This is a genomic window from Rhizobium sp. BR 315 (assembly GCF_050577975.1).
Classification (GTDB): domain Bacteria; phylum Pseudomonadota; class Alphaproteobacteria; order Rhizobiales; family Rhizobiaceae; genus Rhizobium; species Rhizobium miluonense.
On record NZ_JARWKZ010000003.1, the window covers coordinates 329070 to 353744 of the forward strand.

A 24675-nucleotide genomic window follows, 5' to 3' on the forward strand; every position below is an offset into this window, starting at 1 on the left:
GCGGTCTGGATCATGCACGCGCGTCGCAATACGGGGCCGTTCGGCGGTCCTTGCGAACGGTGAACCTCACCGTTGAGCGGCACTTCCGGTCAGTGCAGGCTAACCGTCTTCAGTTCGTCTTCGGCAGCACGATAGAACGTGCTGGACCGATTGTCCGTCAGCAGAATTGGTGTGCCATCCGCGCCGAAAAGCGCCCAGAGGTCGACATCCGGATCGATTTCAGGCGCTTCCGGAAAGCAGCGGGAGACCTCGTTCCAGTCCATTTTCCTGATATAGGCTACCTCGCCGGCGCCAATGTCGGCAAGCTCGGATTGGGTCAGGCGGGCGGTGGCTTCTTTCAACAACACCTTCGTACCTCCAGTGTGAGGGACCAACGGCCTAGAGCATGATGCCGAAAAGTGTAAGCGGTTTTCGGGCGACATCATGCTCTAGTTATTTGATTCTAGAGCGGATTCAGATTTTAGGTCGATTCGACCTGAAATCATCCGGCTCTAGTCCGTTGTCCTACTGTGAGACCGAAATGTTAATTTTCTTTACCATGCGGTTCGGTTCCGGCCGAATGAGATCGACTGAGAGCAGGCCATTCTTCAGAATGGCGCCAAGGACTTGCATCCCATCAGCAAGCACGAAGATGCGCTGGAACTGCCGGGCCGCGATGCCGCGATAAAGATAGTCGCGCTCGCTCTGTTCGACCTGGCGCCCGCGGATCAGAAGCTGGTTTTCTTCCGTGCTGACATCGAGCTCATCTTCCGAGAAACCGGCCACAGCAAGCGTGATGCGCAGGCGCTCCGGCTCGCCCGAAAGGCGGTCTGCCTGCATGCGCTCGATATTGTAGGGAGGATAACCGTCACTGGCCTTGGAAATCCGCTCCAGCGTCTTTTCCATAGTGTCGAAGCCCAGAAGCAGCGGGCTGGCAAAGGGAGTCGTCCGGCTCATCGTCTCAAGTCCTTGGGTAACAAGCGACCGTTCCGGACCTGATTTTCAGCACCCGGTTGCCACTAATATGGGAGTACGCGCCTTTGAGTGCAAGGCATGGCGTCTTCGCATTTGCGAGATCGAATCGCGCAGCGAAGAATCGTTTGGTGACATGCTGCCCGAGCGCTTGACAAAGCCGGACCGGACTCGCGACAAAGCCTCTCAATCTGCACCGGAGGAAAGTTACAGACATGACCGAACCCAGAAAAATCATCATCGATACAGACCCTGGTCAGGACGACGCTGCAGCGATCTTTCTCGCCTTCGGCAGTCGCGAGGAAGTCGATGTGCTCGGTATCACGACCGTTGCCGGCAACGTGCCGTTGCGGCTGACGAGCCGCAACGCCCGTATCGTTTGCGAGCTCTGCAATCGTCGCGACGTGAAGGTTTTTGCCGGCGCCGACGCACCGCTCAAGCGCAAGCTGGTCACCGCCGAGCATGTGCATGGCAAGACCGGCCTGGACGGTCCGGAACTGTCCGAACCGACCATGGAACTGCAGCCCGGCCACGCCGTCGATTTCATCATCGACACGCTGCGTAAGGAACCGGAAGGCGCTGTCACGCTTTGCACGCTTGGTCCGCTGACCAATATCGCGACGGCCTTCCAGAAGGCGCCTGACATCATCGGCCGCGTGCGCGAGCTAGTGATGATGGGCGGCGGTTTCTTTGAGGGCGGCAACATCACGCCGGCCGCCGAATTCAACATCTATGTCGATCCGGAGGCGGCGGATGTCGTGTTCCGCTCGGGCGTACCGATCGTCATGATGCCGCTCGATGTCACGCACAAGCTGCTGACGCGCAAGGATCGCGTCGCCCGCATCGCTGCCGTCGGCACGCCGGCCGCCAAGGCCATGGTCGAGATGCTGGAATTCTTCGAGCGCTTCGATATCGAGAAGTACGGCTCGGATGGCGGCCCGCTGCACGACCCGACCGTCATCGCCTATCTGCTGAAGCCCGAGCTCTTCAAGGGCCGCGAGTGCAATGTCGAGATCGAGGTGACATCCGAGTTGACGGTCGGCATGACCGTCGTCGACTGGTGGCATGTCACCGACCGCAAGCACAATGCCAAGGTCATGCGTGATGTCGATGCCGATGGCTTCTTCGCGCTGCTGACGGAACGCTTCGCTCGCATCTGATCGTCTGATACAAATGAAAAGGCCGCCGGATCGCTCCGGCGGCCTTTTCGTAGCTTAAACTAAGCCGGCTCAGAATTCTTCCCAGTCGTCCTGTGCCAGAGCGTTGGCACCGTGCGTCTGCGGCTGAGCCTTGCGCATCGGGGCCGCCGCAGGCGCTGCCGCTCTGCGCGGGGCTACGGGTGCCCGCATCTGCTGAGCCGCTGCTCTCAGGGCGCCGGCATTGTCCTGTACACTGTGCGAGGTGCGGAAACGCGCGACAAGGCCTCTCAGGGTCTGGGCTTCTTCGGCAAGGGTCACGCTGGAGGCCGTGGTCTCCTCGACCATCGCGGCATTCTGCTGCGTCACCTGATCCATCTGGTTCATAGCCGAATTGATTTCCTTCAGCCCGATCGCCTGCTCGCTCGCGGAGGCGGAGATCTGGCGGATTAGGCCGTTGATCTCCATGACCTGCTGGGCGATCTTGTGCAGGGCGTTGCCGGTGCGACCGACCAGATCGACGCCTTCCTTGACCTGACCCGCCGAGGTGTTGATCAGCGTCTTGATCTCCTTGGCGGCATTGGCCGAGCGCTGGGCCAGTTCGCGAACTTCCTGGGCGACGACGGCAAAGCCCTTGCCCGCTTCGCCTGCACGGGCGGCTTCGACGCCGGCGTTCAGGGCGAGCAGGTTCGTCTGGAAAGCGATTTCGTCAATGACACCGATGATGCGCGAGACTTCCAGAGACGATTGCTCGATGCCGTGCATGGAAGCGATAGCCTTCTGCACGATCTCGCCGGAATGCTCGGCATCCTGGGAGGCCGCATTGACGCTGCTTGCGGCTGTGCGGGCGTTTTCGGCGCTGGAGTTGACCTGCGCGGTAAGCTCGTTGAGGGCTGCTGCCGTTTCCTCGAGACTTGCTGCCTGCTGCTCGGTGCGGCGGGCAAGGTCGGAGGCGCTGTTGCTGATTTCGCCCGTGCCGCTGCCGATGTTGCCGACGCTGACATTGACGGTGTGTACCGTCTCTTCGATGCTGGCGAGAGCGGCGTTGAAATCCTGCTTCAGCTGAGCATATTCGCCGGGGAAGTCGTCGGTGATGCGGTGGCTGAGATTGCCCTTCGACAGCTCGGCCAGGTTATGGCCGAGAATGCCGACGATATGGCGCTGCAGGGCGACGCTCTCATTGCGCTCCGTTTCCGAGCGGCGACGCTCGCCTTCGGCGGCCTGACGCTGATCGTTGGCTTCGCCTTCCAGGCGCTTGGTATCGGCAAGCGCAAAGCGGAAGCCTTCCAACGCCTTTGCGACCGAGCCCACTTCGTCTGCCCGTTCCTGACCGTCGATCGGCTTGGCATAGTTGCCGGCGCTGAGACCATTGACGCTGGCAACGAGGCCGGCAAGCGGCTTCTGCACGAAGCTGCGCACAGCCGCGTAGAGAGCGAACATGACGGCGGCAAGCACGAGGATGCCGGAGATGACCATCGTGTAGGTCTGATCGCGCACCGGTGCTGCGATCGCGCTGTGCGGCACGTCGATGAGAACGACCCACGTGGCGTTGAGGCCCGGAACCGCGAAAGGATAGACGACGCGGTCGAATTCTTCGCCGCCGTTTTCGGAAAGATTCTTGAGGATGCTTGCGGAAGACGAGGTCAGTGCCGCCTTAACGACGTCGACGCCTGAACCATTATAGTCCTTCATCAGCAGGTCAGCGGTCGGTGCTACCAGCCACTTGTTATCCTGCGAAACCAGCAGGACGCGGCCAGACCCGAACGGATGCAGCTTCTGCAGCTTCGTGTAGAGCGAGGAGAGAGAGAGGTCGACGCCCGCGACGCCGATCATCTTGCCGCCGGACATGACCGGATAGGCGATGGAGCTCATGGTCGTCGGAACGTCGGTGCCCTGTGCAAGGTAGGGCGGCGTGATCGCGCCCTTGCCGCTGTCAGCTGCGAGCTTCCACCAGGCGGCGGTATAATCGTTGTCGAAGGTGGAGAACTGGATGCCGCCATCCTTCGTCTTCGACCAGTAAGGTGCGAAGGCGCCCTTCTCATTGACGCCCTGATCCTTGTTGTTGGCGAGTTCGGTCGTCTTGCCGTCTATGGCGCCGAGCTGCTCGCAGAACCAGCTGCCGAAGGCAAAGGCGTTCTGCTCGACATTGGCCTTGAGGATGTTGATGATACCCTTGCGATCGAGATTGTGGCCCTCGTGGGCGCGGCCGATGACGGCGGCCATGGAGCGGGCGGCACTGGCCATTTCGCCGACATTGGCGGCGATCTCGTTGGAAATGGATTTGGCCTCGGTGTTGGCCTGATCCATCGTCAGTGTCTCGACGCGGTCGCGCGTCTGCGAAATCAGCAAAAAGTTGGAGACCAGCAGGACAAGCGCAATCGCCAGCCCGGTGACCAAGATCAGCTTGGCCGCAAGCGACTTCATACGAAAGATGAACATCATTTCCTCAAAAAAGCGATGCGTCGGATACACATTATCCGGATGCAAAGTCGGCGCAGGATGGCCCTGTCATGGAGCCGCCGTGAGAATTGCCGCCGCGGCCGGAAGGTATACGCGCCAGGCCAGAGGAATATGATACGGAAGCGCAAAAATTTAATTAATTGCGCTTCGCTGTATTCATGAAATTTTATACTTAAAGATTCTCGGCAACTTCGCTGGCAACCGGAATGGATGGCTGAGCGCCAGGCTTGAGGCAGGCGAGCGAACCGGCGACGGCGGCGCGGCGCAGGCTGGCGTGGAAATCAAGGCCCTGGTCGAGGCTGGCTGCGAAATAGCCACAGAACGTATCACCCGCGCCGACGGTATCAACCGGCTCGATGACCAGACCCTTGGCGCGGGAAACCTCGCCGTCGCGGATCGCGATCACGCCATCACCGCCAAGCGTCACGATCAGCGTCTGGCCGGTTTCGCCGTGAAGGCGCACGAGGGCTGCCTCACGCTCGGCCGCCGACATGTTGTCCTGGCCGGCCAGCCTCTCAAATTCCGTCTCGTTGGCAATGACGATATCAGCGAGCCTCCCAAGGCGCGCGGCTTCGGGGATCAGGGGAGCGAGATTGAGCACGGTCCGCACACCCTTGGCCTTGGCGGCACTCAGGGCCGTCTCGACGGCGGCAACCGGAATTTCGAGCTGAAGCATCAGCGTGTCGCCGGGGTTCAGCGCCGCGACGGCGGCCGTTGCGTGCTCGGCCGTATTCGTGCCGTTGGCGCCGGGAACGACGGCGATCATGTTCTCTCCGTCGCCGCCCACCAGGATCAGGGCCGTGCCGGTTGGCTCGGCGACGCGGCGGGTGGCGGAAAGGTCGGTGCCGGCAGCGCCGAGCAGCGCGAGCGCGGGTTCTGCAAAGCTGTCATTGCCGACCGCACCGCTAAGCCTCACCGTTGCGCCGGCGCGGCGTGCTGCAAGCGCCTGGTTGGCGCCCTTGCCGCCGGCGGCGGTGGCAAAGCCGTTGCCGGCGACGGTCTCGCCCGGCTTCGGCAGACGATCCGTGGTGGCAATAAGGTCCATGTTGATGGAGCCAAAAATAGTGATCATGCGATATCCTGCCCTGGGTGTTGATCCTGCATGATCCTGCCCGAAGGCCTGTTATGTCTTTTGGGATCACACATCGATTGAGCGCGACACTGCCCGAAGCGATCAGTCTTCGTCAACCACCCTGAGCTTGAGTTGGCTGGTACGGTTGTCGACCGGCTTGGGCCTTTCTTCCGGGCGCGTCTTTGCCGGCTCCTTTGCTGCCTCGAATTCCAGCGCCTCTATCCGCTCGCCACGCCTTGCCAGCTTGTCGGCCGAGGTGACGATCGTGTCGACATCCTTCTGCGCCATGGCGAAATGACCCTGAAGCTTGCGCACCCTCTCATCCAGGCGCGAGAGATCCTCCATCAGATGCGCCACTTCGCTCTGGATGACATGCGCCTGCTCGCGCATGCGCTGGTCCTTCAGCACCGCCTGGATGACCTGGATCGACAGCATCAGCAGCGAAGGCGAAACGATAACGATGCGGGCGCGCTGGGCTTTCTGCACGATCGCCTCGAAATTCTCGTGGATCTCGGCGAAGATCGATTCCGAGGGTACGAAGAGAAAAGCCGTGTCCTGCGTCTCGCTCGGAATGAGATATTTCTCGGCGATGTCGCGGATATGCAGCTCAAGATCCCGGCGGAACTGCTGCGCGGCGATCTTGCCATGCTCGGGACTGGCGGCGCTGCGAATGGCGTTCCAGGCTTCGAGCGGAAACTTGGCGTCGATGACCAACGGCGGCGAGCCGTTCGGCATGCGAATGGTGCAATCCGGCCGGGAGCCGTTCGAAAGCGTCGGCTGGAACGCATAGGCGCCCATCGGCAGCCCGTCGGCGACGATGGTCTCCATGCGTGCCTGGCCGAAGGCGCCCCGCGTCTGCTTGTTGGAAAGAATGGCCTGCAGACCGACGACATCCTTCGCCAGCGACTGGATATTGGTCTGCGCCGCGTCGATGACGGCGAGCCTCTCCTGCAGGCGGCGCAGGTTTTCATGCGTCGAGCGCGTCTGCTCGCCGATCGTCGCGGTCACCCGCTGCGACATGCCATCCAGACGCTGCCCAATGGCCTGATTGAGTTCGGCCTGCCTGGAGCCGAAGACTTCGGCCATGGTGGCGAGCCGCCCCTGCATCTCCGCCTGCGACCGCAACAGCGCGGCCATCGTATGCTCGGCATCAAGCATATCGTCTTCCGCGCGTGCCTTGCTGCGAACGAAAAGGACGATCACCGCGATAGCAAGCAGGATGACAAGGCCGGTCAGAACCTGGACGGTGGAAATGGATTGGCCGAAGATGATGAAGGACATGAAACCTGGCGTGCTTGTGAAAGTCTTATTGGCACCATAGCAAAATTGTTGCGAACATCCAGATCAAACCATGAACAAAATTTCAGAGCCATTTCCGTCGACCAGGATGGCGCTCGATGAAAAAACAAGCCTTCACCGCCATCTTGGCGATTCCATCGTACAACAAGATGCGTTATGGGAAACGTCATGACGATCAAGCCACTCATCATTTTGCCCGACCCGCTGCTCCGCCAGGCTTCCAAGCCCATCGAGCAGATCGACACCGAAATTCAGCGCCTCGCCGACGACATGCTGGAAACCATGTATGACGCGCCAGGTATCGGCCTTGCGGCGATCCAGGTCGGCGTTCCCCGCCGCTTGCTTGTCATCGATGTCGCGCGCGAAGGCGAAGAGAAGAAGCCGCTGGTCTTCATCAACCCGGAGATCGTCGCTTCGTCCGACGACCGTTCGGTCTACGAGGAAGGCTGCCTTTCCATTCCGGATTACTATGCCGAAGTTGAGCGCCCGGCGCGCGTCACCGTCAAGTATCTGGATCGCAGCGGCAAGGAACAGATCACGGAGGCTGACGGCCTGCTGGCGACCTGCGTGCAGCACGAGATCGATCACCTGAACGGCGTGCTGTTCATCGACTATATTTCTCGCCTGAAGCGGGAGATGGTGATCAAGAAGTTCACCAAGGCTGCCAAGGCCAAGGCGCTCTGATCTCTCGCCATTGAAAGACCGGGTTGATGCGCCTATGATATCATTGATATCAGTGGGAGATAGCGTATGAGTGATCTTTTGATTCGCGATATTTCCGAGCCGATGAAGCAGGATATCGCAGAACGGGCAAAGCAGGCTGGGCGCAGCCTCTCGGACGAAGCGAAGGAACTCTTGCGGAAGGCCTTGGTGGCAGAGAACAGCGAAAAGGAGAGCTCCCGATTGTCTGCTTGGGAACTACTTCGGCCAATTCTCTACGATGGCGATGATGCCGCGGCGACGGAATACGCTCGTATCATGGATGAAATCGAGGTGGAGCGAAAGAAGGACTTCGGCCGTCCGGTCGAGGATTTCGAATGATCGTCCTCGATACGAACGTCATTTCCGAATTGGAAAAGCCTGTACCCGATCAAGATGTTACTATCTGGATGAAAGCTCAGCCAAGCACCGAGCTCTATCTTTGTGATGTCGTGGTGATGGAGCAATCCTATGGTGCGGAGCGTTTTTTACTTCGCACACAATCTGATCGCTACGCGCGAATTTTCAATACGTTGCTAACGTCGTTCCATGGCAGGATACTTCGGTTCGATCAGAATTCCGCCATCGAGACGGGACGTATTCGCGCCCGTCGCGAGCGCACGGGCCATCAGATTTCGGTGCAGGACGCCATGATCGCCGCCATCTGCCTTGCGAACGGTGCGACATTGGCGACGCGCAACACAAAAGACTTCGAGGGGCTTGATCTCAAGCTCATAAACCCGTTTGAAGGCGGCTAACGTTTGACCCCGATGGCGCGCGCAGTTGCCGCCAGGTCACTCGAAACTTGATACTTTAGCCGGATGGATCGCATGTCGCTCAACATCATTTTCATGGGAACGCCCGAATTTTCCGTACCGACGTTGCGGTCTTTGATCGATGCCGGGCATAAGGTGCGCGCCGTTTATACGCAGCCGCCGCGGCCGGGCGGCCGGCGCGGGCTCGACCTGCAGAAATCGCCGGTGCATCAGGCGGCCGAATTGCTGGGCCTGCCGGTTTTCACGCCAGTCAATTTCAAGGATCCCGACGAGCGCCAGCGCTTTCGCGATCTGGATGCCGATGTCGCGGTCGTCGTCGCATACGGCCTGCTGCTGCCGGAAGCGATCCTCACCGGCACGCGCCTCGGCTGCTATAACGGTCACGCCTCGCTGCTGCCACGCTGGCGCGGCGCGGCTCCGATCCAACGGGCGATCATGGCGGGCGACGCCAAGACCGGCATGATGGTGATGAAGATGGACAAGGGGCTCGATACCGGGCCGGTCGCTCTGACACGCGAAGTCGAGATCGGCGACACCATGACATCAGGCGAGCTGCATGACAGGCTGATGCTCGTCGGCGCCAAGGCGATGGTCGAGGCGATGAACAAGCTGGAGCATGACGAACTGCCGCTGACCGCTCAGCCGTCCGAAGGCGTTCTTTATGCAGCAAAGATCGACAAGGGCGAAACCCGCATCGATTTCGGCAAGCCAGCGACCGACGTTCACAATCATATTCGCGGTCTGTCGCCTTTTCCCGGCGCATGGTTCGAGGCTGATATCGCCGGTCGGCCGGAGCGCATCAAGGTGCTCGGCTCGGAATTGGCCGATGGCAACGGAGCGTCCGGCCAGGTCCTGACGGATGATCTTGTCATTGCCTGCGCTTATGGTGCCATCAGGCTTACGAAGCTGCAGAAGGCCGGCGGCAAGCCGCTGGCGGCGGCCGATTTCCTGCGCGGCACGCCGATCGCGCCTGGCACCGTGCTTGCGTCGGAGCAAGCGTGATGCCGCGTTACAAAATGACCGTCGAATATGACGGCGTCCCCTATGTCGGCTGGCAGCGCCAGGAGAACGGTCCTTCCGTGCAGGGCGCGATCGAGGGTGCCATCTTCTCGCTGACGGGCGAGACGGTTTCGATCCGTGGAGCGGGACGCACCGATTCCGGCGTTCATGCCATGGGTCAGGTCATGCATGCCGATCTTTCCAAGGAATGGAAGATCTACACGCTGCGCAATGCGCTCAATGCCCATCTGAGGCTCGCCGGAGAGCGGGTCGCCATTCTCGATATCGCCGAGGTCGATAAGAGCTTCGACGCGCGCTTTTCGGCCATTCGCCGCCACTATCTCTATCGCATCATCGCCCGCCGCGCGCCCCTGGCGCTGGAAGCCGGACGCGCATGGTGGGTGCCGAAGGACATGGATTACGAGGTCATGCATGCCGCCGCGCAGACACTTGTCGGCCGGCATGATTTCACCACCTTCCGTTCGGCGCATTGCCAGGCGAATAGCCCGGTGCGCACGCTCGACCGGCTGGATGTGACGCGCAGCGGTGAACTGATCGAGATCCGCGCCACGGCGCAAAGTTTCCTGCACAATCAGATCCGTTCTTTCGCCGGCACGCTGAAGCTCGCAGGCGAGGGCAAGTGGACGCCGGACGATGTGCGCGCAGCGCTCGAAGCTCAGGATCGCAAGGCCTGCGGTCCTGTTGCTCCGCCGGACGGGCTTTACTTCATGCAGGTGGATTATCGCGATGGCACCGGTGCGGCTGGCGGCGATGGCGATAATGTCGATGAGGGCGAGGATCTCTCGTAGTCCTGCCCCGCGTGTCTCAACCCGGCGGATAGACGCCGAGGAAGCGCTGCAGGAAGTCCGTCAGCAGCATGCTGGGGATCATCAGCACCAGCGTCAGCGCACCGATGAAGAGCGGATGGGCACCGCAGATCATCCTGAGGATGCGCGCCAGCGAGAAGATGACCGCCATCATCAACACCAGCCAGAGTAGCGCCACCAGCCCGCTGGAGCCAGGGACAAAGGCGATCAGCGCAATGAGCAATGCGTTCAGATAGGACGTCGGTACCCCAAGCCAGTTCACCGCAACAACGATCGGCGCGAACTTGTCGCCGAATCGGAAGATGAGCAGCAGCACGCCGGCGAGAACGAGTGGGATCACCCAGTTTGTGGCTTCGACCAGCGCCAGCCGCAGGAAGAAGGCAAGACCCGTCGACGTTTCGGGCGGCATCGCGGTCAGATAGGCCCGCTGCCACCACAGCCAGGAAATGCCGATCGGCGGCAGGCTCCAGAGGATGGCCCAGAAGGAGCGCAGCATGCCGCGGTCCGATATGTCCAGATACTGGAAGCCGCGCGCATCCATGCGGATCAGCAGCCAGAGGCCGGACAGATAATATTGGACTTCCCTAAAGGTCGGCATTCTCGAACCAGCGCTGGATGAAGGTCTGGTAGATCTCGGTCAGCGTTTCGAGATCCGAGACTGCGACGCGTTCGTCGACCATGTGCATGGTCTGGCCGACGAGGCCGAATTCGACGACCGGGCAATAGTCTTTGATGTAGCGGGCGTCGGAGGTGCCGCCTGTGGTCGAAAGCGCCGGCCTTTGACCGGTGATGTTTTCGACGGCGGAAGAGAGCGAGGCGATCAGCGCATTGTTGCGCGTCAGGAAGACATGGCTTGGGCGCTCCGACCAGGTGATGTCGTATCTGGTCGGCTCGCGGCCCGGGCGCAGCGTCTGGTCGGCTGCGGCCGCATCCAGGCGGGCCAGGATTTCGGCCTTTAGAGCATCGACCGTCCAGGTGTCGTTGAAGCGGATGTTGAAGGCGGCGGTAGCCTTGGCGGCGATGACGTTGGTGGCTGCATTGCCGACGTCGATGCTCGTGACTTCGAGGTTTGACGGCTGGAAATTATCCGTGCCGGCGTCGAAGGGCGGATCGAGCAGCGCCTCCGTCAGCTTGACAATGCTGCGCACCGGGTTGTCGGCGAGGTGCGGATAGGCGGCATGGCCCTGAACGCCGTGGACGGTGATGAAGCCGGAGATCGAGCCGCGACGACCGATCTTGATCATGTCGCCGAGCCGATTGGGGTTGGTGGGTTCGCCGACGAGCGACGCATCCCATGTCTCGCCGCGCTCGGCTGCCCATTGCAGCAGCTTGACCGTGCCGTTGATCGCCGGGCCTTCTTCATCGCCGGTGATCAGGAAGGAGATCGAGCCGGCGGGCTTGCCGTGCTTTTCGATATGACGCGCCACGGCGGCCACGAAGCAGGCAATGCCGCCCTTCATGTCGACAGCGCCGCGGCCGAAAAGCTCGCCATCGGCGATTTCGGCGGCAAAGGGCGGATGGCTCCAGGAGGCGGCGTCGCCGACAGGAACGACATCCGTATGCCCGGCAAACATCAGATGCGGCCCGTCGGTGCCAAGCCGCGCATAGAGGTTTTCGATATCGGGTGTTCCTGGCTCGTTCGCCGTCATGCGCTCGATCTTGAAGCCGAGCGGCGCCAGCATGCCAGCAAGCGCCGTGAGCGCGCCGCCCTCGGCGGGGGTCACGGAAGCGCAGCGGATCAGGGTTTGCAGATTGGCGATGGGATCGGTAGCGGTCATCGGGGGCAATTTATCCGGCGGGAAATGGCAAAGCGATGGCAAGGGTCGGCGATAGGCCGAAAAATCCTTGCCGCGATTCCAGCAATCGCACGGGCATAGTCATCCGGCAAGCGTAAGGGAAGCACGATATGAGTACCGCGCTCCCCAATCGATGATCAGTCGCGCAGCAGCTCGTTGATGCCGGTCTTCGAGCGGGTCTTCTCATCGACGCGCTTGACGATGACGGCGCAATAGAGGCCGGGGGCCGGCTGGCCGTTCGCCATCGTATTGCTGCTCGGCAGCGAACCGGCAACGACGACCGAGTAGGGCGGAACTTCGCCGTAGGTGATCTCGCCGGTGGCGCGATCGACGATCTTGGTGGACTTGCCGATGAAGACGCCCATGCCGAGCACCGATCCCTCGCGGACGATGCAGCCTTCCACGACTTCGGAGCGGGCGCCGATGAAGCAATTATCCTCGATGATCGTCGGGCCGGCCTGCATCGGCTCCAAGACGCCGCCGATACCGACACCGCCGGAGAGGTGCACATGCTTGCCGATCTGGGCGCAAGAGCCGACGGTCGCCCAGGTGTCGACCATGGTGCCTTCGCCGACATGAGCGCCGAGGTTGACGAAGGACGGCATCAGGATGGCATTGGGGGCAATATAGGCGGAGTGACGCACGACGGCGTTGGGCACGGCGCGGAAGCCGGCCTCGCGGAAGCGGTTCTCACCCCAGCCTTCGAATTTCGAGGGAACCTTGTCCCACCAGGTCGCGCCGCCGGAGCCGCCTTCGACAATCTTCATGTCGTTCAGGCGGAAGGAGAGCAGGACAGCTTTTTTGAGCCACTGATTGACGGTCCAGTTGCCGTCCGCACCGCGCTCTGCGACGCGAACCTTGCCGCTATCGAGGAGGTTGAGCGCCGTCTCGACGGCGTCGCGGACTTCGCCGCGCGTCGACGTGTTCACGTTGTCGCGATTGTCGAAAGCAGCCTCGATAGACTTTTCGAGGGAGGCGAGATCGTTAGCGCTCATGGGAATTCCTTAAAACGTCAGTGCCTATCGTGATTTCCGGCAGCGGCTCCGGATATGGTCGATTGGTCCTATAACATGAAGCTTGAAAATGGAATGTCTTTTCCGCGCCGATTGAGCTTGGATTCAAGGCGTTGTAGGGGCATATGCAAGAGCTTGGCTATTCCTGCCTGCGGGCGAGAATAGCGCGTCACGATCGATTCGAAAGGCATGAATAGATGAGCAAGGGGAAGAATGGCAGGCTGAGGCGCAAGGATGGGGTATGGGATCCCCTGAAGACGAGCTCGGCGGACAAGAAGCGGGCCGAATCCGTGCCGCGCACGCCGCAATCGATGTCGCCTTCCTACCGGCTTGCCTATGCAGACGAGGATTTCTTGTGCCGTGAGGAATTACGACCGATCCGCCTGCAGCTCGAGCTGCTGAAGACCGAAATGTCGCTGACCGAGCGCGGCATTAAGTCGACCGTCGTGATGTTCGGCGGTGCCCGCATTCCCGCACCCGGCACCAATGCCTGGGCTGCCCGCAACGACGTGCAGCGCGTCAATCTCGAAGCCGCATCGGTCTACTATGAAGAGGCGCGCAAGTTCGCCCGGCTTTGCTCCCGTTATTCCGCCGGCTTCGATTTCCATGAATATGTCGTGGTGACCGGCGGCGGTCCGGGCGTGATGGAGGCGGGCAACCGCGGTGCGGCCGAAGAGGGGGCGCCTTCGATCGGCCTCAACATCGTCCTGCCGCACGAACAGGCGCCGAACGTCTATGTGACGCCGGAGCTCAGCTTCAACTTCCATTACTTCGCGATCCGCAAGATGCACTTCATGGTGCGCGCCAAGGCAATCGCCGTCTTCCCGGGCGGCTTCGGCACGATGGATGAGCTGTTCGAATGCCTGACGCTGATCCAGACCGGCCGCATGGAGCGCCTGCCGCTCATTCTCTTCGGCGAGAAGTTCTGGCGCAGCATCATCAATTTCGATGCGCTCGCCGAATTCGGCACCATCGCTCCCGACGACGTCAATCTGATCAGCTTTGTCGATACCGCGGATGAAGCTTGGAAGATCGTCGCCGATTTCTACGAGCACGATAACGGCCATTGATCGACGAAAGGCCCGCCGTCGCATCGCGAAGGCGGGCCTTTCGGTCTTGGGATATTCTTCAAAGCAATCCGTGCAGCGTGCCGATGCTTCTTCGGATCGCGCCGGATCGACCGGTTTACAGCAGCGGCCGGTTCGGCATGTCGTCCAGCGAGATCACGCCGTCATGGTTGCGATCCATGCGGTCGAAGAGCTTGTTGGCCGCGTCTTCGGCTTCCTGCTTGCTGATCTGGCCGTTCTCATCCTTGTCGATGCGATGGAACAGCATCATGCCGCGCATGAAGCCTGCCTCATGCATGAAGCGGCCATGTGGCCTGTGGTGGCGCGGACGGTTGTCGCCGTTATCGTCGGCCTGGGCCTGGTCGCCCTTGGTTTGATCACCCTTGGTCTGATCGTTCTGGGCCTCATTCTTGCCCTGATCGCCGTCTGCCTTGGCGCGTTCGGCCTTCCATTCCTTGATGCGTTCCTGACGATAGGCACGCAGCTCGCCGGGCGTGATTTCGCCGTCGTGGTTCGTGTCGATCTGATCGAAGATCTTGTCGACGCCAGCCTTCACCTCGTCCCGGGTGACCTTCGTGTCGCCCGGCTGGCCGAATTGCTTCAGCATGCGCACATAGACGATTTCCGGTGAAAAGCGCGGTCCGTGCCAACGTCCGCCATGATGACCATCCCCTGCTTCATCGCCTTGGGCAGCGAAGCTCACCTGGGCGGCAGCGCCCACCAGAAGGGCTGCGGAAAGTCCTGCAAGAAGAAATTTTTTCCCGTTCATCGTTTTTCCTTTCGTGTCGAGGAATGGTCAAACGATACGGCTGGCCGTTAAAAACGACCAATTAAACCTCTGTAACGCGGATGAAACTTTCGTAACCCCGTCCTGATGAATGGTTAAACCAGCGCCTTGAGGAAGGCCGTGAGGTCGTCGGTCACATAGTCGATGTGGTCGTCCTCGCCGGTCGTGCGCTCCCACCATTCGACGATAGCAGTCTCGAGGTTCCGCGGAACAAGCAGCACGGTCTTCATGCCGAGCGCCTTGGGCACGGTGAGGTTGCGCGGCAGGTCCTCGAACATCGCCGCCTTCTTCGTATCCACACGATTGAGGCTCATGAACTTGTCATAGGTGCTGCCGGCAGGCTTGGGCACAAAATCGGCCGCGACGATATCGAAGATGCCGTCGAAATTGTCGAGGATACCGAGCGCACCGGCCGTCGCCTCGGCGTGCTTCACGCTGCCGTTCGTGAAGATGAACTTGCGCCCCGGCAGCGCCTTGATAGCGGCTGCCAGCTCCGGCTGTGGCGTCAGCGCCGAATAGTCGATCGCATGCGCTTTTTCCAGAAAGTCGTTCGGGTCGATGCCGTGATGGATCATCAGCCCCTGCAGGGTCGTGCCGTGCTCCAGATAATACTGCTTCTGCAGCTTGCGCGCGTCTTCCCGCTCCATTTGCAGCAGAGCCGAGACATAGGCCGTCATGTTCTTGTCGATCTGCGCGAAGAGATCGACGTGATGCGGATAGAGCGTGTTGTCGAGATCGAACACCCAATCGCGGATATCGGAAAAGTCTGCAGGTTCGGATAGCGTTTTTGTCTGGCTCATGGCCGCGTTATGACATGCCGCCTCCGCCAAGGAAAAGGAAAATATTCATGTTGCGGCATATGGGGCCGCTGATGGAGATTGCCGGTTGATCCAATGCCGACTATGTTTCCACCATTGATTTCCGGGGTTTTGCTCTATTTGCCAAGTGAGGGAGGGCTTACGCTCTTTCGGGTTGTGGAGAGAAAATTGCCCGGCCGGGCTTTTCGGAGGGGATGCGATGAGTCAGGTGGAAAAGGCGCAGGAGTTCGCGCGGCTGCATAAGAAGGGCGAGCCGCTGATCCTTTTCAATATTTGGGATGCCGGCTCGGCGAAGGCAGTCACGGAGGCGGGAGCGAAAGCTCTGGCCACGGGAAGCTGGTCGGTCGCCGCCGCCAACGGTTTCGGCGACGGCCAGGCCATTCCGTTATCGCTGCTGGCGGTCACCGCCAAACTGATTTCGGTGACGAGCCACTTGCCTCTGTCGGTCGATTTCGAGGGCGGCTATGCCGTCGAATCAGAGGAAGTCGCCGCCAATGTCGAAAAAATCATGGATCACGGCGCCATCGGCATCAATTTCGAAGACCAGGTAATCGGCGGACACGGTGTTCATCCGATCGAGACGCAAGTTGCCCGCATTCGCGCCATCAGGGAAATGGCCGACCGGCGCGAACTGCCGCTGTTCATCAATGCCCGCACCGATCTCTTCCTCCAGGAAAGCGATACGGCACACCATCAGATCCTGCTCGATGATGCTTATCGCCGCGCCGATGCCTTTGCCGAGGCGGGAGCCAGCGGCTTCTTCGCACCCGGTCTTGTCGATCCGGAACTGATCGGAGCCCTCTGCGAACGCTCGTCCCTGCCGGTCAACATCATGGTGCGCCCAACGACGCCCGATAACGAGACGATGGCCGGCCTGGGCGTCAGCCGCATCAGCTATGGCCCCGCGCCCTATCGTTCGGTGATGGGGATGCTGAAGAGCGAGGCCGAAGCAATCTATCGGCACGACTGATCATACGAGCTCAACCTTGGCTGCCAGCACGCGCGCAATGAAGTTCTGCACGACGGCCGAACGTTCCTCGCGGCGCGTCGCGAGCGTCAGCCGCGCTACCGGTCCATCGCCCGCAATGGCAATATAGGTAACGCCGGGAACCCGGATTTGAGCTATCGCCGACGGTACTACCGAAACACCGAGTTCCACAGCGATCAGATTGGCGATCGAGGTGATCTGCGGTGCGACTTGCCCGAGGATCGGTTCGAAGCCGGCCTGCCGGCAAGCGGCGACGATCCGGTCGAACAAGCCGGGGCCGGCGGTGCGCGGAAAAAGCACGAAAGGCTCGCCGGACAAGGCCGATAGAGGCAGACTTTCCGCCCCCGCCAGCGGATGGCCCGAGGGCAGGGCGATCATCATGGCTTCTTCCGCGAGCGTATGCGAACGGAAAGAGGGCGGATCGGCGTGCCCCGGCCGGATGAAGACCGCATCCAGCTCCTCGGCACCAAGCCGCTCCAGCAACCGGGTCGTATACGCCTCCTCCAAAGTCAGGTCGATCTCCGGATAGGCGCGGCGAAAGCTGCGCACGGACGACGGAACGATCGGGCTGAAAGCCGCTGAACCGGTAAAGCCAATCCGCAATCGCCCGAGTTCGCCGCGCGCCGCCCTCAGCGCCAATGCCTTAGCCTGCTCAGCCTTGGCCACGATCGCGCGCGCCTCCGGCAGAAAAACTTGGCCCGCCTGGGTCAACTCCGCCCCATGCGGCATGCGACGAAACAGCGACGCGCCGATTTCCTCTTCCAGATCGCGGATCTGGTTGCTGAGCGGCGGTTGGCCGATACCTATCCGTCGCGCGGCGCGCGTGAAGTTCAGCTCTTCGGCAACGGCAAGAAAATATCTGATGTGGCGCAGTTCCATCCGACCTTCTCCGGGTTAGCAGCGTGATATCTTTAAGATATGAACAAAGCCACGGCAATATATTGGACTGCCGGTCGCGCCATATCCACCTAGATGGAGCGCGACCGCTCATCGAGCGTGGAGCGCGCCAACAGCCAGGAGGCTTCCATGAGTTCGAAAGACAGCAAATTTTTCCTGATTACCGGCGTCAGTTCCGGCTTCGGTCGCGCTTTCGCCGAAGCGGCGCTCGCTGCTGGCCACCGTGTCGTCGGCACAGTTCGCAATGCCGATGGCAAGGCACAATTCGAAGCGATCGCGCCGGATCGCGCGAAGGCCGTGCTGCTCGATGTGACCGATTTTGACGCGATCGAGCCCATCGTTACCCGCATCGAGGCGGAGATGGGGCCGATCGATGTACTCATCAACAATGCCGGCTACGGCCATGAGGGCACGCTGGAAGAATCGCCGCTCGACGAGATGCGGCGCCAGTTCGATGTCAACGTCTTCGGCGCGGTCGCGATGATCAAGGCGGTATTGCCCTTCATGCGCCGCCGTCGCGCAGGCCAGATCATCAACATCACCTCGATGGGCGGTTTCATCACCATGCCCGGTATCCCTTATTACTGCGGCAGCAAATTCGCGCTGGAGGGGATCAGCGAGGTATTGGCGAAAGAGGTGAAGGATTTCGGCATTCATGTCACCGCCGTCGCGCCCGGTTCGTTCCGCACCGATTGGGCGGGCCGTTCCATGGTGCGCTCCGGTCGCAGCATTGCGGACTACGATGAGCTGTTCGATCCGATCCGAAAGGCGCGCGAGGAAAAGAGCGGCAATCAGGCCGGCGACCCGCAAAAGGCCGCCGCCGCCATACTGGCGCTGGTCGCGTCTGAAAATCCGCCCGTACACCTGCTGCTCGGGACGGACGCGCTGAACCTTGCGCGCGGGAAGATCGCTGCCTTGAGCGAGGAGATCGCCGCCTGGGAAGATCTGACCCGCTCAACCGATTTCGGTTGAGCGTATCGCTGCGGGCAATGACAAAATACGCCTTTCCCGTTCTGGGAGGGCGTATTTTCCTTATGGAACGATCAGCGTGCCGGCGCCGCGTTCGGTGAAGATTTCGAGCAGGACCGAATGGGCTGTCTTGCCGTTGAGGATGACGACACCCTGAACACCGGCCTTGATGGCGTCGATGCAGGTTTCGACCTTAGGGATCATGCCGCCTGAAATCGTGCCGTCTGCGATGAGGGCATGCGCTTGGGCGACGGAAAGCTCCTTGATGAGCTGGCCCTGCTTATCGAGCACGCCCGGGACATCCGTCAGGAAGAGCAGGCGCGTGGCGCTGAGCGCGCCGGCAATCGCACCGGCGAAGGTGTCGGCATTGATGTTATAGGTCGCGCCGTCGCGGCCCGGAGCGACTGGTGCGATGACGGGGATCATCTCAGACTTGGCGAGCAGGTCGAGCAACGTGCGGTCGACTTCGACCACTTCGCCGACGAAGCCGAGATCGAGCACGCGCTCGATGTTGGAATCCGGATCCTTGATGGTCTTGTGCGCCTTTTCGGCGAAGACCATGTTGCCGTCCTTGCCGCAAAGGCCGATCGCCCACTCGCCGGTCTGGTTGATCAGCGCGACGATTTCCTTGTTGATCGAGCCGGCGAGCACCATTTCGACGATCTCGACCGTCTTGGCGTCGGTGACACGCAGGCCGCCTTCGAACTTCGATTCGATGCCCATCTTCGTCAGCATGGCGCCGATCTGCGGTCCGCCGCCATGAACGACGATCGGGTTGACGCCCGACTGCTTCAAGAGCGCGATATCGGCTGCGAATGCCTTGCCGAGCTCGACATTGCCCATGGCATGGCCGCCGTATTTCACGACGATTGTCTTGTTTTCGTAACGCTGCATGTAGGGCAGCGCCTGTGCGAGCAGGCTGGCTTGGAGTTCGCTGTGGGCTTCGGACATGGTGCACCCTTCGAAAATGTTCGCGGCCTTTTATCTCAAGTTTTTGACAGAGGGAATAATGATGTCGGTATAAGTTGATGCTGTGTCACACTAGCGCTATCAAAATTGATCGCACCCGCAAGCTTGCCAGCCGTCGCTTTTCTCTTAAAGATGGCGCAGGTGTCGCGACCGGGGAGTTGGATGGCAACCGAGGAGATGGAAGCGCTGATCGGCCGTGTCGCCATGCGTGACCAGAAAGCCTTTGCCGCGCTCTATAAGCGCACCAGCCCGAAACTCCTCGGCGTTTGCTTACGTATCATCGGCAACAAGGCGGATGCAGAAGAGGTCTTGCAGGAAGTCTATATCAAGATCTGGCAGCGGGCAGAGCAGTTTTCCGCCTCGGAAGGGTCGGCGATATCCTGGCTCGCGACGATCGCGCGCAATCGTTCCATCGATTTTGTCCGCGCCCGCAAGCCGGTGGCCGACGAGATCGATGCCGCCTACGATCTTGCCGATGGAGAACTCGACCCTGAAGAGCAAGCAATCGTAAAGGGAGAGGGTAGGCGGATTGACAGCTGCATGGAAGAGTTGGAAGCTGATCGTGCCCGGGCTGTTCGCAGCGCCTATGTCGAGGGCTTGAGCTACCAGGAACTCGCCGATCAATATTCGGTACCTTTGAATACCATGCGCACCTGGCTGCGCCGGAGCCTGATCAGACTAAGAGAGTGCATGGACAGATGAGTACCCCCGATCAAAGCAAGGGAGGCCGCTCCCGCGATGAAGTCCTGGCCGGAGAATACGTGCTTGGCGTGCTTTCACTGGAGGATCGGCAAAAGGTCGAGCGCCGCATGCGCAGCGATCGCCAGTTTGCCGCCATCGTCAGCCGATGGGAGCAGAACCTCTCGGAATTCAACGAGGAATACGAATCGGCGACGCCCGCGGCTTCGGTGTTCCCGAAGATCGAAAAGCGGATTTTCGGGGAAGCTGCCCGCGGCGCCCAGCTCTGGAATTCGCTCATTCTCTGGCGCTCCGTCGCCTTCGGTTCGCTGTTTCTGGCGGCCAGCGTTCTGGTCTTTGCCATTACAAACGAAGGTGTGTTGCGTCCTTCCCCCGGCAAGCAGCTCTCTGCATCCCTTGCCGGCCAGAACAACCCCATCAATCTCCTTGCCAATTATGACATCGCCAACAGCCGTTTGAAGGTAACGCCGGTCGCGGCCGGCAAGTCTGGTGAGAAGTCGCTGGAGCTCTGGCTGATTCGCGGCAGCGATCCGGCCGAGGCGCTGGGCATCCTGCCGCAGACCGGCGATGGCGAAATTGTCCTGCCGCCGGACCTTCACGGCAAGTTGACCGAGGGCGCCATCATCGCCGTCAGCGTCGAGCCCTTCGGCGGCTCTCCGACCGGCAAGCCCACAGGCGATGTGATCGCTTCCGGCACGATCCACTTGCCCTGACGAATTTCCTTCCGCGAAAAGCAATCGCCGCTGAAACTCTTTCTCCGTGCGCTCCGTATCTTCTTCCGACCCCACCTGATCGGGGTAACAAAGAGGAAGAGGAAACGTTATGACCAAGACCGTGTTTCGCGTTGCCGCTGTTGCCGCAATTCTGTCTGCCGCAACCAGCCTTGCCTATGCCAAGGACCCGATGGTGGGCGGTGCAGCGATGTACGCCAGCAAGAATATCGTTGAGAACGCCGTCAATTCGAAGGATCACACGACACTCGTTGCAGCCGTCAAGGCTGCTGGCCTCGTCGACACTCTTGAAGGCAAAGGCCCCTTCACCGTCTTTGCTCCGACCAATGAAGCCTTCAAGCAGCTGCCGGCCGGTACGGTCGAGACGCTGCTGAAGCCGGAGAACAAGGAAAAGCTGGTCAAGGTGCTGACCTGCCATGTCGTCGCTGGCGATGACATGGCCGCCGCCCTCAAGAAATGGGCAATGAGCAAGGGTGGCGAATACGATCTGAAAACGGTCGGCGGCTGCACGATCAAGGCCATGGAAAAAGGTGGCAAGCTGACGCTGACCGACGAGGCCGGCGGCACCGCTCACATCACCATCGCCGACGTCAAGCAGTCGAACGGCGTGATCCATGTCGTCGATAAGGTGTTGTTGCCGAAGATGTAGTCATCTCGCGGCGACACGGCCGTCGCTCCTACTTGGCGGCGTAATGAGCGGCGGCCACATGCGACCGGTGCATTTTCAGACCTCGATGCCGACCGTCAAGCCGATGGCCTCGCGCAGTTCCTGAAGGCCTACGCCTCTTTCCGAGGAGGTGGCAAGAATGCCGGGATAGGCAGCGGGGCGCTTGCGGATCTTCTCGGCTGTGTCGGCGAGCAGCTTCGGCAGGCCCGCTTCCTTGATCTTGTCGGTCTTGGTGAGCACGATCTGATAGGAAACGGCGGCCTTGTCGAGCAGGTCGAGGACTTCCGCGTCATTCTTCTTGATGCCGTGGCGGCTATCGATCAGCACATAGACGCGCTTCAGCGTCGTGCGCCCGCGCAGATAGTCGAACACCAGCTTGGTCCAGGCGTCGACCTGGTCCTTCGGTGCTTCGGCGTAGCCATAGCCGGGCATATCCACCAGAGCCATCGGCGGCAGATCACCACCTTCGCCGGAAAAGCCATCGGGAACGAAATAGTTGAGTTCCTGCGTGCGTCCCGGCGTATTCGAGGTACGCGCCAGTCCCCTATGTCCGACCAGGGCATTGATCAGCGACGACTTGCCGACATTCGAGCGCCCGGCAAAGGCCACTTCGAACGGCCCTTCCGGCGGCAGGAACTTCATCGACGGTACGCCACGGATGAAGATCCACGGACGCCCGAAAAGCGGCTTGTCGTCTTTTGTCGTCTGGTCTGCCATGCTCTCGGTCTTTTGCTTGGATGAGTGGACTGGCTTCGGGGTTTTATCCGCGAAAGTCAAGTTTTGATCGCTGGACGGGATTGGCTGGCTCGTTCGTGTCTTCTGAATTTGACGCCGCCAGCGCAAAATCCGCAATTGCTGCACCGCAGAGCCGCATAAGTCGTGCTAAGGCTCGATGCCATGAAAACGACCACGGAACAGAACTATCGTCGGCGCATAGCGCGGGTCATCGAGGCGATCATGGTCGATCCCTCGGCGCCGCATTCCGTCGAAAGCCTTGCCGCAGTGGCCCGCTTCTCCCCCTTTCATTTTCACCGGCTCTACCGTGCCATGACCGGCGAAAGCGTTGCCGCCACCATACGCAGGGTGCGGCTTGCGCAGGCGGCGTATCAATTGGCCGTGAGCCCGGCCTCGATAACCGAGACGGCTTTGGAGGCTGGCTATGACAGCTCGCAGAGCTTCGCCCGCGCCTTTCGCAGCCTGACGGGCCTCACCCCGACGGCTTTCCAGCAACAACAACAGTCGATTGCGGCAAACCTGCCATTGGTGACGATCGGCGATCGTCCGCAGGCAAGGGTATACGGCTTGCATCATGAGGGTCCGGCACAGACCATCCCGCATACCTACCGTCGCCTCGCGCAGATGCTGTCGGAGCGAGGACTGGCGTGGAGCGATCTGACAAGGGTCGGTGTCGGATCCGGCGATCCGGAGCAAGGAGAGGAGTTTACCTACTTTGCCGGGGTCGTGCTTCCGCTGGAAAGCACCACACTGGAAGGGCTGGAGCGCTACGATCTGCCCGGCGGCCGCTATGCATGCTACAGGCTCATGGGATCTTACGCCCTTATTTCCTCTACCTTTCAGACGCTGTTCGGTAGCTGGTTGCCGCAAAGCGGCTTTGAACCCGATGACCGCCCGGTTATCGAGGTCTATCTCAACCATCCGGCCACGGTGATGGAGCATGAGATTGCCACCGAGCTGCTGATCCCGCTTCGCGGCGCCGACACGACTTAACGATCCATATCCTTTGACATCTCGATCCCTGATATGCGGCTGACCGTGAAGCGTCTGCCGAGGCCTTTCATTTTTGCCTTTCACTACCCTGTTCGGAGAAGAAAATGCGCATTACGAAAATCGGCTTTCTCATCGCCTTCGCCTTGGCGACGACATCGGTCCGGGCCGCGGGACTGGCATCGATCGACGTTCCGGCGAATGGAGACGGTCCTGCTCTTAAAGCTTTCGTCTGGTCGCCATGTGCGACGCCGCCAAGTGAGGTCAAGCTGGGGCCAGTCGCGCTGCCCGCCGTTCGCGGCTGCCCGATTGCCGGGAGCAAGTTGCCATTGGTGATCATCTCGCATGGACATGGCGGTGGCTCCCTCAATCATCACGATACTGCGGAGGCGCTTGCGGATGCAGGCTTCCTTGTGGTCGCGGTGAACCATCCGGGCGATAACTTTTCCGATCTGAGCCGGGCGGGCGACATTTCGATCATGTTTCAGCGGCCGACGGATATAAAGCGCCTGATCGATTTCATCATCGGCAAATGGCCGGAGGCGGCAAAGATCGATCCCGACCGAATCGGCTTCTTCGGCTTTTCGCGCGGCGGCTATACCGGCCTCGTGCTCGCCGGCGCGGTCCCTGATTTTCGCGACCCTAACGTTCCCTGTCCCGAGCCTGCTCCCATCTGCGGTGAAATTCGCCGGAACGAGATACCGGCAAAGCCGCTTGCCCGCGACGGGCGTATAAGGGCACTTGTCCTTGCCGATCCGCTGAGCTTCTTTTCGAACAGGGAGAGCCTGAAAGCTGTCGGCGCGCCCATCCAGCTCTGGAGTTCCGAGCATGGCGGCGATGGCGTGCTGCCGGAAAGCGTCGCGGCGCTGGCCGTCAATCTACCGGATAGGCCCGACTTTCATGCCGTGCCCGGCTCGGCGCATTTCGCCTTCCTGGCGCCATGTCCGGCCGCCTTGGCTGCCTCACAGCCGGAGATCTGCAAGGATCAGGCGGGGTTTGACAGGGCGGCGTTTCACCGCTCGTTCGATGCGGAGGTCCTGGCCTTCTTTCGCCGGCATCTCGGCGCAAGCCGCACGCCCTGACCGCAGCCAGGAGATGGCGACCTCATCGCGACGCAGGTCACTTGCTACAAAAAAGAAAAGCCCCGCCGAACAGCCTGTGTGGAAACGTTTGGAGGCTCCGGTTTGACCGGGGCCTCTTTTGGTTTCTGGGTCTATGCGGGTTTTGATGTTATGTTTATGGTGCGCCTGATGTTGTAGGCGAGCACCGAGAGGGCCATTTCGGTTCTGGTGCCCTTGAGGTTTCTGGTCAGGAAACGTCCGCCTGCCAT

27 protein-coding genes are annotated in these 24675 nt (G+C 60.7%); 14 read left to right on the plus strand and 13 right to left on the minus strand.

Annotated elements, in window-relative coordinates:
- Positions 1–89 precede the first annotated feature (89 nt).
- Together QD409_RS05925 and QD409_RS05930 are read right to left on the minus strand one after the other, a co-directional pair.
- Entirely contained in the window at positions 90–347 is a 258-nt protein-coding gene (locus tag QD409_RS05925; RefSeq protein WP_092843136.1) for a DUF1150 family protein, read from the minus strand.
- A gap of 157 nt (positions 348–504) precedes the next feature.
- Positions 505–936 (minus strand): Hsp20 family protein, encoded by a 432-nt coding sequence (locus QD409_RS05930; RefSeq protein ID WP_092843134.1) that lies wholly within the window; start codon positions 934–936, stop codon positions 505–507.
- Between the two features lie 230 nt (positions 937–1166).
- Between QD409_RS05930 and QD409_RS05935 the strand changes: the two genes are divergently transcribed.
- Complete coding sequence (locus QD409_RS05935; RefSeq protein ID WP_092843132.1) at positions 1167–2111, plus strand: nucleoside hydrolase; 945 nt, start codon at positions 1167–1169, stop codon at positions 2109–2111.
- Positions 2112–2180: 69 nt separating this feature from the next.
- Here the strand turns inward: QD409_RS05935 and QD409_RS05940 are convergent, their stop codons facing one another.
- The 3 genes from QD409_RS05940 to QD409_RS05950 form a co-directional block, all read right to left on the minus strand.
- On the minus strand, positions 2181–4526 hold the full coding sequence (locus tag QD409_RS05940) for a methyl-accepting chemotaxis protein (protein ID WP_430762078.1): 2346 nt from the start codon (positions 4524–4526) through the stop codon (positions 2181–2183).
- Between the two features lie 193 nt (positions 4527–4719).
- Positions 4720–5619, minus strand: coding sequence for a ribokinase (locus tag QD409_RS05945; protein ID WP_092843130.1), 900 nt, complete (start codon positions 5617–5619; stop codon positions 4720–4722).
- A gap of 102 nt (positions 5620–5721) precedes the next feature.
- On the minus strand, positions 5722–6900 hold the full coding sequence (locus QD409_RS05950) for a DNA recombination protein RmuC (RefSeq protein WP_092843128.1): 1179 nt from the start codon (positions 6898–6900) through the stop codon (positions 5722–5724).
- 186 nt (positions 6901–7086) lie between these two features.
- Here QD409_RS05950 and def point away from each other — a divergent pair, with 186 nt between their 5' ends.
- The 5 genes from def (at position 7087) to truA (ending at position 10201) form a co-directional block, all read left to right on the plus strand.
- Positions 7087–7602, plus strand: a complete 516-nt coding sequence (gene def / locus QD409_RS05955) for a peptide deformylase (protein ID WP_092843126.1) — start codon at positions 7087–7089, stop codon at positions 7600–7602.
- Positions 7603–7668: 66 nt separating this feature from the next.
- Positions 7669–7959, plus strand: coding sequence for a FitA-like ribbon-helix-helix domain-containing protein (locus QD409_RS05960; RefSeq protein ID WP_092843124.1), 291 nt, complete (start codon positions 7669–7671; stop codon positions 7957–7959).
- A complete protein-coding gene (locus tag QD409_RS05965) occupies positions 7956–8375 on the plus strand; it encodes a type II toxin-antitoxin system VapC family toxin (RefSeq protein WP_430762079.1) in 420 nt (139 codons plus the stop codon). Before QD409_RS05960 ends, QD409_RS05965 begins: the two co-directional genes overlap by 4 nt.
- 72 nt (positions 8376–8447) lie before the next feature.
- Positions 8448–9395: a methionyl-tRNA formyltransferase gene (gene fmt, locus QD409_RS05970; RefSeq protein ID WP_092843658.1), complete on the plus strand. Its 948-nt coding sequence runs from the start codon at positions 8448–8450 to the stop codon at positions 9393–9395.
- On the plus strand, positions 9395–10201 hold the full coding sequence (truA, locus tag QD409_RS05975) for a tRNA pseudouridine(38-40) synthase TruA (RefSeq protein WP_092843120.1): 807 nt from the start codon (positions 9395–9397) through the stop codon (positions 10199–10201). The genes fmt and truA overlap by 1 nt, the downstream gene beginning before the upstream one ends.
- Before the next feature lie 16 nt (positions 10202–10217).
- Here truA and QD409_RS05980 read toward each other — a convergent pair whose 3' ends face one another.
- The 3 genes from QD409_RS05980 to dapD form a co-directional block, all read right to left on the minus strand.
- On the minus strand, positions 10218–10817 hold the full coding sequence (locus QD409_RS05980; protein ID WP_092843118.1) for a hypothetical protein: 600 nt from the start codon (positions 10815–10817) through the stop codon (positions 10218–10220).
- Positions 10804–11997: a succinyl-diaminopimelate desuccinylase gene (gene dapE / locus QD409_RS05985; protein WP_092843116.1), complete on the minus strand. Its 1194-nt coding sequence runs from the start codon at positions 11995–11997 to the stop codon at positions 10804–10806. The genes QD409_RS05980 and dapE overlap by 14 nt, the downstream gene beginning before the upstream one ends.
- Positions 11998–12152: 155 nt before the next feature.
- On the minus strand, positions 12153–13010 hold the full coding sequence (gene dapD / locus QD409_RS05990) for a 2,3,4,5-tetrahydropyridine-2,6-dicarboxylate N-succinyltransferase (RefSeq protein WP_092843114.1): 858 nt from the start codon (positions 13008–13010) through the stop codon (positions 12153–12155).
- Between the two features lie 215 nt (positions 13011–13225).
- Between dapD and QD409_RS05995 the strand changes: the two genes are divergently transcribed.
- Entirely contained in the window at positions 13226–14098 is an 873-nt protein-coding gene (locus tag QD409_RS05995) for an LOG family protein (RefSeq protein ID WP_092843112.1), read from the plus strand.
- Between the two features lie 115 nt (positions 14099–14213).
- Here QD409_RS05995 and QD409_RS06000 read toward each other — a convergent pair whose 3' ends face one another.
- Positions 14214–14864, minus strand: a complete 651-nt coding sequence (locus QD409_RS06000; RefSeq protein WP_092843110.1) for a calcium-binding protein — start codon at positions 14862–14864, stop codon at positions 14214–14216.
- A gap of 113 nt (positions 14865–14977) precedes the next feature.
- Positions 14978–15682 (minus strand): pyrimidine 5'-nucleotidase, encoded by a 705-nt coding sequence (locus tag QD409_RS06005; RefSeq protein ID WP_092843108.1) that lies wholly within the window; start codon positions 15680–15682, stop codon positions 14978–14980.
- 217 nt (positions 15683–15899) lie between these two features.
- Between QD409_RS06005 and QD409_RS06010 the strand changes: the two genes are divergently transcribed.
- The gene (locus QD409_RS06010) at positions 15900–16670 is read left to right on the plus strand and encodes an isocitrate lyase/PEP mutase family protein (protein WP_092843106.1); all 771 of its coding nucleotides are present in this window, start codon (positions 15900–15902) and stop codon (positions 16668–16670) included.
- Here the strand turns inward: QD409_RS06010 and QD409_RS06015 are convergent, their stop codons facing one another.
- The gene (locus tag QD409_RS06015) at positions 16671–17567 is read right to left on the minus strand and encodes a LysR family transcriptional regulator (RefSeq protein WP_092843105.1); all 897 of its coding nucleotides are present in this window, start codon (positions 17565–17567) and stop codon (positions 16671–16673) included.
- A gap of 147 nt (positions 17568–17714) precedes the next feature.
- Here QD409_RS06015 and QD409_RS06020 point away from each other — a divergent pair, with 147 nt between their 5' ends.
- Complete coding sequence (locus QD409_RS06020; protein ID WP_092843103.1) at positions 17715–18557, plus strand: oxidoreductase; 843 nt, start codon at positions 17715–17717, stop codon at positions 18555–18557.
- Positions 18558–18617: 60 nt separating this feature from the next.
- On the opposite strand, the gene argB is transcribed toward QD409_RS06020, so the two are convergent.
- On the minus strand, positions 18618–19505 hold the full coding sequence (gene argB, locus QD409_RS06025) for an acetylglutamate kinase (RefSeq protein WP_004120889.1): 888 nt from the start codon (positions 19503–19505) through the stop codon (positions 18618–18620).
- A gap of 180 nt (positions 19506–19685) precedes the next feature.
- Between argB and QD409_RS06030 the strand changes: the two genes are divergently transcribed.
- The 3 genes from QD409_RS06030 to QD409_RS06040 all read left to right on the plus strand — a co-directional run bounded on the left by QD409_RS06030 (position 19686) and on the right by QD409_RS06040 (position 21602).
- Positions 19686–20225 (plus strand): sigma-70 family RNA polymerase sigma factor, encoded by a 540-nt coding sequence (locus tag QD409_RS06030; protein WP_430762080.1) that lies wholly within the window; start codon positions 19686–19688, stop codon positions 20223–20225.
- Positions 20222–20935 carry an anti-sigma factor gene (locus QD409_RS06035; RefSeq protein ID WP_092843099.1) on the plus strand — a complete coding sequence of 238 codons (714 nt, stop codon included), beginning with the start codon at positions 20222–20224 and terminating at the stop codon, positions 20933–20935. The genes QD409_RS06030 and QD409_RS06035 overlap by 4 nt, the downstream gene beginning before the upstream one ends.
- Positions 20936–21044: 109 nt before the next feature.
- Positions 21045–21602, plus strand: coding sequence for a fasciclin domain-containing protein (locus QD409_RS06040; RefSeq protein ID WP_092843097.1), 558 nt, complete (start codon positions 21045–21047; stop codon positions 21600–21602).
- A gap of 75 nt (positions 21603–21677) precedes the next feature.
- Here the strand turns inward: QD409_RS06040 and yihA are convergent, their stop codons facing one another.
- Complete coding sequence (gene yihA, locus QD409_RS06045; RefSeq protein ID WP_092843095.1) at positions 21678–22337, minus strand: ribosome biogenesis GTP-binding protein YihA/YsxC; 660 nt, start codon at positions 22335–22337, stop codon at positions 21678–21680.
- A 180-nt stretch (positions 22338–22517) separates the two neighbouring features.
- On the opposite strand from yihA, the gene QD409_RS06050 reads away from it, so the two are divergent.
- Together QD409_RS06050 and QD409_RS06055 are read left to right on the plus strand one after the other, a co-directional pair.
- Complete coding sequence (locus tag QD409_RS06050; protein WP_245297890.1) at positions 22518–23348, plus strand: AraC family transcriptional regulator; 831 nt, start codon at positions 22518–22520, stop codon at positions 23346–23348.
- 104 nt (positions 23349–23452) lie between these two features.
- A complete protein-coding gene (locus QD409_RS06055; protein ID WP_092843091.1) occupies positions 23453–24427 on the plus strand; it encodes an alpha/beta hydrolase family protein in 975 nt (324 codons plus the stop codon).
- Positions 24428–24675 lie beyond the last annotated feature (248 nt).